12 protein-coding genes and 1 tRNA gene are annotated in these 11,930 nt (G+C 69.0%); 11 read left to right on the top strand and 2 right to left on the bottom strand.

The features are described from left to right. Positions 1–64 precede the first annotated feature (64 nt). From VGO10_RS06840 to VGO10_RS06830, 3 genes are all read left to right on the top strand, one after another. On the top strand, positions 65–1,777 hold the full coding sequence (locus VGO10_RS06840; protein WP_327466517.1) for a sigma-70 family RNA polymerase sigma factor: 1,713 nt from the start codon (positions 65–67) through the stop codon (positions 1,775–1,777). Positions 1,778–1,791: 14 nt separating this feature from the next. Then, complete coding sequence (locus VGO10_RS06835; RefSeq protein WP_327466515.1) at positions 1,792–2,043, top strand: hypothetical protein; 252 nt, start codon at positions 1,792–1,794, stop codon at positions 2,041–2,043. 12 nt (positions 2,044–2,055) lie between these two features. Beyond that, positions 2,056–2,129: transfer RNA gene (locus tag VGO10_RS06830), tRNA-Pro, on the top strand. Positions 2,130–2,174: 45 nt separating this feature from the next. On the opposite strand, the gene VGO10_RS06825 is transcribed toward VGO10_RS06830, so the two are convergent. Then, entirely contained in the window at positions 2,175–2,759 is a 585-nt protein-coding gene (locus VGO10_RS06825; protein WP_327466513.1) for a carboxymuconolactone decarboxylase family protein, read from the bottom strand. Positions 2,760–2,834: 75 nt separating this feature from the next. Then, a complete protein-coding gene (locus VGO10_RS06820) occupies positions 2,835–3,485 on the bottom strand; it encodes a GPR1/FUN34/YaaH family transporter (protein WP_327466511.1) in 651 nt (216 codons plus the stop codon). Between the two features lie 239 nt (positions 3,486–3,724). On the opposite strand from VGO10_RS06820, the gene VGO10_RS06815 reads away from it, so the two are divergent. From VGO10_RS06815 to VGO10_RS06780, 8 genes are all read left to right on the top strand, one after another. After that, positions 3,725–5,275, top strand: coding sequence for a GAF domain-containing protein (locus tag VGO10_RS06815; RefSeq protein ID WP_327466509.1), 1,551 nt, complete (start codon positions 3,725–3,727; stop codon positions 5,273–5,275). A gap of 99 nt (positions 5,276–5,374) precedes the next feature. After that, positions 5,375–6,265: an IclR family transcriptional regulator gene (locus VGO10_RS06810; protein WP_327466604.1), complete on the top strand. Its 891-nt coding sequence runs from the start codon at positions 5,375–5,377 to the stop codon at positions 6,263–6,265. Positions 6,266–6,282: 17 nt separating this feature from the next. Further along, entirely contained in the window at positions 6,283–7,932 is a 1,650-nt protein-coding gene (locus VGO10_RS06805) for a hypothetical protein (RefSeq protein ID WP_327466507.1), read from the top strand. 25 nt (positions 7,933–7,957) lie between these two features. Further along, positions 7,958–8,995, top strand: coding sequence for a 2Fe-2S iron-sulfur cluster binding domain-containing protein (locus tag VGO10_RS06800; protein WP_327466505.1), 1,038 nt, complete (start codon positions 7,958–7,960; stop codon positions 8,993–8,995). Between the two features lie 20 nt (positions 8,996–9,015). Then, positions 9,016–10,122, top strand: a complete 1,107-nt coding sequence (locus tag VGO10_RS06795) for a hypothetical protein (RefSeq protein ID WP_327466503.1) — start codon at positions 9,016–9,018, stop codon at positions 10,120–10,122. Then, positions 10,119–10,466, top strand: a complete 348-nt coding sequence (mimD, locus tag VGO10_RS06790; RefSeq protein WP_327466501.1) for a propane 2-monooxygenase effector subunit MimD — start codon at positions 10,119–10,121, stop codon at positions 10,464–10,466. Before VGO10_RS06795 ends, mimD begins: the two co-directional genes overlap by 4 nt. A gap of 2 nt (positions 10,467–10,468) precedes the next feature. After that, positions 10,469–11,521: an amidohydrolase family protein gene (locus VGO10_RS06785; protein ID WP_327466499.1), complete on the top strand. Its 1,053-nt coding sequence runs from the start codon at positions 10,469–10,471 to the stop codon at positions 11,519–11,521. Beyond that, on the top strand, positions 11,518–11,930 hold a 413-nt coding region (locus VGO10_RS06780; RefSeq protein WP_327466497.1), incomplete at its 3' end, for an iron-sulfur cluster assembly protein. The genes VGO10_RS06785 and VGO10_RS06780, both read left to right, overlap by 4 nt.

Below are 11,930 nucleotides of genomic sequence, written 5' to 3'. Positions count from 1 at the left end.
ACGCTACATTCCCGTGTGGCGGCTGTGGGAGCCGTGTACAAGGGGAGAGACAGGGAACGGGATCTTGGCAACGCTCGCCGCACCGGGCATCTCCGCTACAGCGCGGAGTCGCACCGACGTCACCGACCACGATCTGGTGCAGGCCGTCCGGGCTGGGGACGACCACGCCTTCGAGCGGTTGTACCACCGCTATGACCGGCGCATCAGCGCCTACATCTTCGGCATGGTCCAAGATCACGGCCGCGCGGAGGACCTCACGCAGGAGGTCTTCGTCTCGGCGCTGCGGCGCATGCGCCAGACCGATCGGCCGATCGCCTTCAAGCCGTGGATCTACGAGATCGCCAAGAACGCGTGCATCGATGCGTTCCGGCGCACTCGGCGCACCGAGGAGGTCAGCATCGACGCCGAGGAAGGTCTCGCGCCGGCCGACCACGGCAAGCTCGCTTCGATCAGCCCGTCGCCGGAGACGGCGGTCGAGGGCAAGCAGCAGCTCGACGATCTCTGCGGCGCCTTCGACGGTCTGTCAGACGCCCATCACCAGATCCTGGTGATGCGTGAGCTCGAGGGCCTCTCCTATCGCGAGATCGGCGAGCGGCTCGGCATGAGCCGGCCCTCAGTGGAGTCGACGCTGTTTCGTGCCCGCCGCCGCCTGACCGAGGAGTACCAGGACCTGCGTACCGGTGCGCGGTGTCTGCGGATCCAGGAGATCATCGAGCGCGCGACGCTGTCGGCGGCCGCGCTGGGCACGCGCGATCAGCGGCGTGTGGGCAGCCACATCTCGCATTGCCAGCCGTGCCGCAAGCACGCGGTGATGGCGGGGATGGATGCGGCGGCGCTCGGTCGGCGCACCGTGCGCGGGAAGATCGCCGCGTTCCTGCCGCTGCCCGCGATCCTGCGCAAGCGGTGGTTCGGCGGCGACGGCGGCAGCGACGTCGCCGCTGCGCATGCGGCCCACCACGGGCCGGCGCTGGCGCAGATGTCGATGGCTGCGGCCCAGTACGGCGAGCCGACGATGGCGGGCTGGATGAAGGTGACCGCCGTTGCGACCGCGGTGGCGATCGCCGGTGTCGGCGCAGGTGCGGTCGATCACGCGGCCCGTGGTGGCAAGCACCATGACGCGCCGATCGTGCACGCGGCGCCCGCCAGCGTGGCGAAGGCCCCGACCGCGAGCGGCTCGACGACGACCAGCGGGGCGCGGCACACGATCGCGACCTCGACCGGCGCGACGCGCTCGGGTCATGGGTCGAGCGGGAAGGGTCGGGGGAAGACGGGAGGCACCGCCGGCGGTTCGGGCTTCAGTGGTGGTAGCGGTGCTGCCGGCGGGACGGGTGGCGGCGCGGCGGCGCCCTCAACCTCCGGTAGTGGCGCCGGCAAGAGCGAGAGCGCGTCTTCGGCTTCCGCGGGCGGCGGTGCCACGACGTCGGCCGCGAGCAAGCCGGCCGGCGGCGGCGCGGCAAGCGGGGCGGTCCAGCAGGCCGCGGGCGCGGTCAGCGGCGCGGCGAACACCGCAACCGACACGGCGACGGGCGCGACCGGCGGTGGCTCCACGGCGCCGCTCGTCGACCCCAACCTCGGCGCGCTGACCCAGCCGTCGGGCAACCCGCCGCCCCAGACCGCCGGCCAGGTCGTCTCGGGAACCACCGACGTCGTCGGCAACACCGTCGGCGGCCAGGCGGGCGACGCGGTCAAGCAGACAGGAGCCGCGGTGGGCAGTACCGTTGACAACGTGACCCAGGGAGTTACCGGCGCGGTCGGCGGCCTGCTCGGAGGCAAGTGACGGGCGGGCAGGCGTTGAGCCAGCCCACCGACGCCGACCTCCTCGGCTCGCTCACCGACACCGGCCTCTACTCGATCGGCGCGTTCTTCGCCGACCGTCATCCTGAGTTGTGCGATGACGTGATCGCCGAGGCCCAGGCGATAGAAGACGAGGGCCTTGCCCGGTGGGCGCAGCGCGAGGCGACGACCCTCGATGCCGCCTTCCAGACCTTGGTCACCGGTCTGGCGGTCCGCTACTACAAGGCCGTCGCAGGGACGTCTGAGTAGACTGGCCCGGTACGGGATGTGGCGCAGCCTGGTAGCGCGCTCCGTTCGGGTCGGAGAGGCCCCGAGTTCGAATCTCGGCATCCCGATACACGCAGCATGAAGGGCCGCATCCTCGATGTGGCCCTTCTTCGTTAACCGACGGTTGCCCGGACCGCGCCGTTGCTCGCGGCGATCGCGCAGGCCTTGCCCTCGGAGAAGCCACCGGCGCCGATGTCCAGGGCGGCGCTCGTGCGCGCTCGCCCGTTCTCCCAGGCGATGAGGTGCGTGAGCTCCAGGACGCCGCGGTCGCCGTAGCGGTCGCGCAGCGCCGCGACCAACTGATCGTCGACCTCGGGTGGCGTGACCGACATCGCCCGCGCGTAGGTGATGACCAACAGCTCGTCGGCGTCAAAGAGCCCCGAGGCCTCGGCGTCGTGGAGTGCGAGCAGCTGGGCGTCGCTGCACCCGGTGCGGCGCGCGTACTCCGAGCCGATGTCCATGCAGAACTCGCACTCGACGACCGTCGCGGCCTTCAGGACGGCGAGCTCGCGCAGGCGCTCGGGCACGCGCTTGGGCTTCTCGACCGCCCGGTTGAAGCCGACGAACCAGTACATCAGCCGTGGGTTCTGGGCGTAGATGCCGGTCGACTCGACGATCTCTGCGCCGTACTGGCGCCGGGCAAAGAAGGTGGCGATCCGGGCCTGCAGACCGGTGGCGGGGGCGACGCGCGGGCTCATGAACGTCAACGTACTGCGACAGCGCGGCACCGCACAGGACCAGTTGCGCGCGGCGGCGCCGGACCGCTGTCGCCGTCACTTCATCAGCGGCGGACCCAACGGGTAGGCCTTGCCACCGGTCGCCGCCGACGCGGCGCCGAGGAACGCGTAGACGCCAAGTGCTGCGAAGCCGAACGAGACCACGCCAGCTGCCTTGGTGAGCGTCGTGTCGGTGTTGAGCGTGCCGAAGATCAACAGCACCAAGGCGATCACCACCAGCCCGACGATCGCCGTGAAGACGACCGGCAGCCGCAGGGTGGCGAGCGTCAGCGCGCCCATCACGATCGCCCAGGAGATCTGGAACGACGCGATCGTATGGGTGACGTCTGCGGGCGGGATCGCGAACCAGTTGTGGTTCAGACCAATGACGAGCACCGAGTAGCTCAGCCAGAATCCGGCAAACAGCCCGAAGATGCACGCCACCAGCGTCTGCCCCAGCGCTGCGGCCCACACGGCGCTGATCAACAGCCCGATGCCCGTCGCGGCGAGGATGATCGGGATGGCGCTGCCCGCGGCGGCCGGCGACACGTAGCCGACGAGCCCCATCGCCAGCGCGATGGAGCCCACGACGAAGATCGGCAGGCCGAGGACGGCGGGGTCGCCGGTCGCCGCGACGGCCGCCGGTGCGGCGGGCTCCGCGACCGCGGGGCTCGGGGTGGACGGCGACTGCTGGGCGACAGCGGACATGGCGACGTGGCTCCTCACACACGAAGAAGGGACGGGTCGACACGCGAGACCATGCCGCCTGGCAGGGACCTGCCGATCAAGGCGGTTGGCCCTCGACCTCGGTGGGCACCGACGCTAGTGTGGTTTGACACCACGTGCCAAGAAGTCCGCCGTCTTCCCGCAATGCTGGAGCGGCGGCACACGTCAGGGGAGAACGGCTTGTCCCACCGCCGGCACTTCGTAGCAAGGAGGGGTTCCGGGTGTCCCGGAGTCCCTGGGTAGCGGTCGACGCGACCACGATCCCGGCCAAGCGCGCCCGGGAGCTGCGCGACGCCTGGGAGGACTTCGTCGGTGGCCGGCCGGCGCAGGAGAGCGAGGACGCCGGGACGCCCCCGCTGCGCGGCCCGATCGCCGACTCGTGGCTGCGCTCGCGCGACGCCGGCGTCGACCCCACCGGCCGCCAGGCCGCGCCGTCGGTGCTCGAGCTGCAGGGCGCCCGTGCGCGGTGGGACGCCCATCCGCTCGCGGCCGCTGCGCCGCTGATCGCCCAGTGCATGGCCGAGGCGTCGGTCGAGGCCGACCAGCTGCTGGTCATCAGCGACGCCGACGGGATGCTGCTGCGCATCCACGGCGACGCGCAGTTGCGCAGCCGCGCGGCCGACGACATGAACTTCGTCGAGGGTGCGCTGTGGAGCGAGTCCGGCGCCGGAACCAACGCGGTCGGCACGGCGCTGGCCGCCGAGCATGCCGTCCAGGTCTTCGCCGCCGAGCACTTCACCGAGCCCGTGCAGCGCTGGACCTGCGCGGCGGCGCCGATCACCGATCCCGACACCGGCCGCCTGCTGGGCGTCATCGACCTGACGGGTGACATCAGCTCGGTGCATCCGCACAGCCTCTCGGTGGTCGTCGCCACAGCGCGCGCCGTCGAGGAGCTGCTGCGCCGCGGATTGCAGGAGCGCGACGATCGGCTGCGTGCCCGCTACGGCAACCGCCTCGGTCCCGAGGCCCAGGGCGCCGCGCTGATCACCGGCAGCGGCCGCGTCCTGCTCGATCCCAAGCAGCACTGGTCGCTGACCGACGTCGCCGCGATCCCGGTCGGCGGCGGCCGTTTGTACCTGCCGTCCGGCATCGAGGCGATCGCCGAGCCGGTCGAGGACGATGACCTCTACGTCGTGCGGCCCAGCCGCGCGCGCTTCGCCAGCCCGGCGCCGCCGCGCCTGGAGCTGCATGTCCTCGGCGACGTGCCGCCGCGGATCAGCCTGGACGGCGCGCCGCTGCACCTGCGCCCGCGCCACATCGAGCTGCTCATGCTCCTGCTGTTGCACGGCGGGCGGGCCAGCGCGGACGTGCTCTGTGCCGATCTCTACGGTGATGAAGGCCATCCCGCGAGCATTCGTGTCGAGATGTCGCGCCTGCGGCGCCTGTTGCACGGCGCGATCGAGCCCGAGGCATATCACTTGACGTGCGAGATCGACAGCGACGTGCGTCAGGTCCGCGCGCTGCTGGGTCGCAACGCGATCGCCGATGCGGCCGCGGCCTACGGCGGCCCGCTGCTGCCGGACTCCAACGCACCGGGAATCGAGCGGGCCCGCGACGAGCTTGACGCGTGGCTGCGCCAGGCGGTCATCACCTCCGACGACGCCGACGCGCTCTGGTCCTGGGTCCGCTCGCCCTCGGGTGAGCACGACCTCATCGCCTGGCGCCGGCTGCTCGCCGCGCTGGACTACACCGATCCGCGCCGCAGCCTTGCGGCCGCGCGGACCGCTGCGCTGCGCCGCTCCTTCGGCGATGGCGCTGTAGCGGACCTGTAACGCCCTCGGTGGTGCACTTGACGGTGCCGCTGTGCAACCTGCGAGCGGTGGGTCAGCACCGGACCCAGTCCGGGCGGTCTCCTCAGGAAGGAGCCGAGCATCACCGAGCACCTCCCCGTCGGTCGCGCTGCGAGCGCGGCACCGCGCAGCCGCGGTGTCAGCACCGCGCGTACCGTCCTGCATCTGCTGTCGCTGCTGGCCCACGCGCCGGCTGGCATGCGGGCCGACGAGGTCGCCGCGGCGCTCGGCAAGAGCGCCTCCACGGCCTACAACCTGCTCGACACGCTCTGTCAGGAGGGCTTTGCCGTCCACGCCGACAGCGGTGCCTACCACCTCGTCGGCGAGGCGACGGGCTTCGTGCCGGCAGCTCGTGGCCGCGATCTGCCGGGTGGCTTGGGCGGCATCCTCGACGAGCTCTTCGCTCGCACCCATAAGCGGGTCTATCTCGCCGCGGCGCACTCGGGCCAGGTGGTCATTCCCCTTGCCCGCGGCCGCCAGGGCATGCCGCGGATCCCCGGCCTTGGCGCGCGGATCGGCGAGAACGCCCACGCGCTGGCGCTCGGCAAGGTCGCGCTCTCGCTGCTGGACGAGAGCCTGCTGGAGCGCTACTTCGCTCGCGGCCTGCGGCGCTTCACGCCCGCCACGATCACCGATCCACAGCTGCTGCGCCAGCAGCTCGCGGAGATCCGCGCGGGTGCGATCGCCTTTGACTGTGAAGAGTTCGGCGCGGACTTCTGCTGTTTGGCGGCGCCAGTGCGGACGGCCGGCGGCCAGACGGTCGCCGCGCTGGGCATCTCGATGTCTGCGCGCTGCTTCGAGCTGGAGCGCGAGAGCCTCTCGGCGACCCTGCGCGACGTCGCCCAGCAGGCCGCGGAGGTCCTCGGAGGCCCCGCCGTTCCAGCGATCTCGGAAGACCCCGTCGTTCTTGAGCGCCCGGCGCCTCCGACCCTAGTGTCGGAGTCCACTGCAGTGTCCACGACCTCGTCGTAAGGAGAGGACCTCTCACCATGAGTAGGGCAAGCATCACGAAGGCCCACAACAAGATCCAGGAGCTGTCGTGGGACCCGACGTTCGTGGAGCCGGTCGACAAGTACCCGACCGACTACACGTTCGAGAAGGCCCCCAAGAAAGACCCGCTCAAGCAGGTCCTGCGCTCCTACTTCCCGATGGAGGAGGAGAAGGACAACCGCGTCTTCGGCGCGATGGACGGTGCCATCCGCGGCAACATGTTCCGCCAGGTCCAGGAGCGCTGGATGGAATGGCAGAAGCTGTTCTTGTCCATCATCCCGTTCCCGGAGATCTCCGCCGCTCGCGCGATGCCGCTCGCGATCAACGCGGTGCCCAACCCCGAGGTCCACAACGGCCTCGCCATCCAGATGATCGACGAGGTGCGCCACTCGACGATCCAGATGAACCTCAAGCGGCTGTACATGAACCACTACATCGATCCCGCCGGGTTCGACATCTCCGAGAAGGCGTTCTCCAACTGCTACGCCGGCACGATCGGCCGTCAGTTTGGCGAAGGGTTCATCACCGGTGACGCGATCACCGCGGCCAACGTCTACCTGACGATCGTGGCCGAGACGGCGTTCACGAACGTCCTGTTCGTGGCGATGCCCGGCGAGGCGGCGGCCAACGGCGACTACCTGCTGCCGACGGTCTTTCACTCGGTGCAGTCCGACGAGTCGCGCCACATCTCCAACGGCTACTCCATCATCTTGATGGCGCTTGCCGACGAGCGCAATCGGCAGCTGCTGGAGCGCGACCTGCGCTACGCCTGGTGGAACAACCACGCCGTCGTCGACGCGGCGATCGGCACGTTCATCGAGTACGGCACCAAGGACCGTCGCAAGGACCGCGACAGCTATGCCGAGTCATGGCGCCGCTGGATCTATGACGACTACTACCGCAGTTACCTCGTCCCGCTGGAGAAGTACGGCCTGACGATCCCGCATGACCTCGTCGAAGAGGCATGGGACCGGATCTGGAACAAGGGCTACGTCCACGAGGTCGCCCAGTTCTTCGCCACCGGCTGGTTTGCCAACTACTGGCGGATCGATGCGATGGACGACGACGACTTCGAGTGGTTCGAGTTCAAGTACCCGGGCTGGTATGACAAGTACGGCAAGTGGTGGGAGCGCTACGCCGACTTGTCCAAGAAGAACGGGCACAAGCCGATCGCGTTCGAGCCGGAGCTGTCGGGCTATGAGTATCCGCACCGCTGCTGGTCGTGCATGGTGCCGTGCCTGATCCGCGAGGACATGGTGGTCGACGAGGTCGACGGTCAGGTCCGGACCTACTGCTCGGAGACCTGCCACTGGACCGACGCGGTGGCCTTCCGGCCCGAGTACGAGGGCCGGGCGACGCCGTCGATGGGCAAGCTGTCAGGCAAGCGCGAGTGGGAGACGCTCTACCACGGCATGGACGTCGCCGAGATCATGCAGGACCTCGGGTACGTCCGCGACGACTGCAAGACGCTCGTCCCGCAGCCGCATCTGGACCTCGACCCCAAGAAGATGTGGACGCTGGACGAGGTACGTGGGGTCACGTTGAACAGCCCGAACGTGCTGCTCAACCAGATGTCACCGGAGGAGCGCGACGCCCACGTCGCCAAGTACAAGGCCGGCGGCCCGGCCGGTCGCCCGGCGGCCGCCTGAGCGACGGAACAGGCCGCGCACACCCATGGGTGACAAGCACATCGCACGCCTCGAGCCGGTCGGCATCGAGATGGAGGTTGACGAGGACGAGACGATCCTCGACGCCGCCTTCCGCCAGGGCATCATGTTGATGCACGGGTGCAAGGAGGGTCAGTGCGCGGCCTGCAAGTCGTTCCTGCTGGATGGTGAGGTCGATCTCGACCGCTACTCGACGTTCGCACTCCCCGACTTCGAGGAGTCCGAGGGCTACACGCTGCTCTGCCGCGCCCATGCGCTGAGCGACGTCGAGATCGAGCTCATCAACTACGACGAGGAGATCATCCGCAGCGGGGTGCCGATCGTCACCGCCACCGCCGAGGTCGAGGCGGTGGAAGCGCTGACACATGACATCCGGCGGCTGGTGCTGAGATTGCCGGACCCGCTCGTGTTCAGCGCCGGGCAGTACATGGACATCTCGATTCCGGGGGTCGAAGGCGAGCACCGCTCGTTCTCCATGGCCAACACGCCGGGGCAGCCGGATCGCCTCGAGTTCATGATCAAGCTCTACGAGGGCGGCCACTTCTCCGGGCTGCTGGCCGAGAGCGCCAACAGCAACGGCATCAAGGTCGGTGATGCGCTGAGGTGCAAGGGGCCCTACGGGGTCTTCACCTTGCGCGACTCCTCGCCGCGGCGGTTGGTCTTCATCGCCGGCGGTGCGGGCATGGCACCGATCATGTCGCTGCTGCGCTCGATGGAGGAGAAGAGCTCGACGCGCCCGGCGACCTTCTACTACGGCGCGCGCACCGCCGATGACCTCTTCGTGCTGGACGAGCTCGAGCGGCTGGCCGGCGCGCTGCCGGATCTGACGTTCGTCCCGGCGCTTTCGGAGAGCACCGACGGGTGGGACGGCGAAGCGGGGTTGATCACCGACGTCGTCGACCGCCTGGAGGACGACCTCACCGAGGTCGACGCCTACCTCTGCGGGCCCCCGCCGATGGTCGACGCCGCCATCGCCCTGCTCGAGCGCCGCGGCTGCCCCGAGGCGCGCATCTACTTCGACAAGTTCACGACCACCGCGGACTGACCGCGGCAAGGAGCCCACCGATGACCCCAGAGACCGTCACGCCCAAGCGCAGCGTTCCGCAGCCGGTGTTCACCGACGCCGAGGCCGGGGCCAAGGAGTTCCCGTCCTCGCGCAGCAGGTCCTACAACTACTTCGAGCCGCGCAAGCGACGGGCGAGCGTCTATGAGGACGTCACCGTCGACGTGCAGCCCGACCCCGAGCGCCACCTCACCCAGGGCTGGGTCTATGCCTTCGCCGACGGCTCCTCCGGCTACCCGCAGGAGTGGACCGCGCTGAAGTCGGCCAACTGGCACGAGTTCCTCGATCCCAACGAGGAGTGGGAGCAGTCGATCTACCGCAACAACTCCAACACGGTGCGGCAGATCAGCCAGACGCTGGCCAACGCCAAGGCGGCGGGCGCCTATGCCGCGTGGAGCCGCTCGTGGGCCAAGGTCGTGGAGCGCCACGTCTCGGCGTGGGCGCATGTCGAGCACGGGCTCGGTATGCATGTCTACACGCCGGCCCAACGCGACGCGCCGACCAACATGATCAACAACGCGCTGGCCGTCGGCGCGCTGCACAAGCTGCGCTTCGCCCAGGACATCATCCTCTACAACCTGGAGGTCTCCGAGGAGATCGACGGCTTCGACGGCTCCGCGCATGTCGATGTCTGGCAGAACGATCCGCTCTGGCAGGGCACGCGCGCCAACGTCGAGAAGCTCACCGGCATCCGCGATTGGGCGCAAGCCTTCTTCGCGACCGCGGTCGTCTTCGAGCCGCTGGTCGGCGAGCTCTTCCGCAGTGGCTTCGTGATGCAGGCCGCGGCACTGCAGGGCGACTTCGTCACCCCGACGGTCATGGGTTGCGGCGAGGCCGACACGGCGCGCGAGCAGCGCGGCGCTCGGGCGCTGTTCCGGATGCTCGCCGATGACCCCGAGCACGGCGCTGCCAACAAGGCGCTCATGGACGAGTGGCTGGCCGAGTGGATCCCCGTGAGCCTTGAGGCCGCCCACCAGCTGCAGCCGATCTGGTCGCAGGTCGCCGAGAAGCACGTGCGCTTCGACGACTCGCTGCAGCGCTCCAAGGCCCGCATGGCCGACCTGCTGGAAGACCTGACACTCGACATCCCCAAGGAGATCCGCGCATGACCGACTTCAAGTCCGACAGGACCTCGTCCAACCAGGCCGGCGTCACCCTGATGAACAACCAGGTGGGCTACGTCGTCGCCCAGGTGATGAACGGCAAGAAGGACATCACGATCCGCGAGCTGCCCTCGATGATCCGCGTCGACGGCATTAACAAGATCGACTTCGACTTCCAAGAGATCGCCGACGCGCTCGGCTGGGCTGACTTCGGTCAGGACGACTTCGAGGAGATCATGTCCACCCACTACGGCCGCATGGTCGTGCTGGACGACCGCGTCCTGATGTTCGCCAACCCCGAGGACGCGGCCGAGTACATCAGCTTCGACCTGCCGGTGGTGGAGGTCTAGCCATGTACGAGAAGGATGGAGAGAAGTACTTCATCTTCGACAGCCACCTGCACTTCTGGGACGCCAGCCCGGAGAACTGGGTCAAGGGCCAGGAGGAGTACGCCAAGGGCTGGATCGAGTGCTTCCACGCCTACCAGGGCCTGGGGCCGCCGGCGACGCACTGGACGATCGAGCACTTCATGAAGTACTCGGCCGAGGACTTCGAGAAGGACGTCTTCACCGAGGGCTACGTCGACCACGCGGTCTTTCAGTCGACCTACCTGCGCCAGTGGTACACCGACGGGTTCAACGACATCACCAAGAACGCGTCGCTGCTGGAGCGCTTCCCGGGCAAGTTGATCGTCAACGGCCGTTGGGATCCGCGCGAGGGCGAGGCGGGTCTGCGCCAGCTGCGCGAGGACCATGCGCGGTATGGCCTGAAGGGCGTGAAGCTCTACACGGCCGAATGGCTGGGCGCGTCTCGGGGATGGACGCTGAAGGATCCCGACGCGGTGCCGTTCCTGGAGCTCTGCGTGGAGTTGGGCATCAAGAACATCCACGTGCACAAGGGGCCGACGATCTGGCCGCTGGACAAGGATGCCTTTGACGTCTCAGACGTCGACCACGCCGCGACCTCGTTCCCCGAGCTCAACTTCATCGTCGAGCACGTGGGGCTGCCGCGGATCGAGGACTTCTGCTTCATGGCCACGCAGGAGCCCAACGTGTATGCGGGGTTGTCGGTCGTCGTCGGCGGCCTGATGCACGCCCGCCCGCGCTTCTTTGCCAAGGTCATGGGCGAGCTGCTGTTCTGGGTCGGCGAGGACAAGATGCTGTTCGGCAGCGACTACGGCATCTGGGAGCCGAAGTGGCAGGTCGAGGGGCTCGTCGACTGGGACTACCCGGACGACACGTTCTCCGACTTCCCGCGCTGGACGACCGAGGCGAAGAAGAAGGTCCTCGGCCTCAACGCAGCGCGGCTGTACGGCGTCGAGGTGCCGCCGGAATTCCGCCTCCCGGAGACCGATAGCGCCCCCGCCGACCCCAACGCGGCGCAGCTCGTAGAGGGCGCCGCGTGACCGGGCGGGCGCAGGTGCTCGAGGCGCTCTCCGCCGTCTACGATCCCGAGCTCGACGAACCAATCACGGCACTCCGGTTCGTGAGCTCATGCCGGGTCTCGGAGAACGGCAACGTCGACGTGCACCTGCGCCTGCCCACCCCCCAGTGCGCACCGAACTTCGCCTTCCTGATGGTCGCCGACGCGCAGGACGCGCTGCGTGCGATCCCCGGGGTGGGCGAGGTGTCGGTCGTGCTCGACGGGCACTACACCGGCGCGGAGATAAACGCGGCGGTCGGAGCCGGCAGCGGCTTCGGCGGCGCGTTTCCCGGTGAGACCGACGGCGACCTCGCGCCTCTGCGCGAGCTGTTCCGGCGAAAGGCGCTGCTCGCGCGCCAGGGGCGCATCTGCGAGGCGCTGCTGGCCGGCGG

This window comes from Baekduia sp. (assembly GCF_035996765.1).
Classification (GTDB): Bacteria; Actinomycetota; Thermoleophilia; order Solirubrobacterales; family Solirubrobacteraceae; genus Baekduia.
Note: the sequence above shows the minus strand (reverse complement) of the source record. Positions and strands in the feature narration are given on the sequence as shown.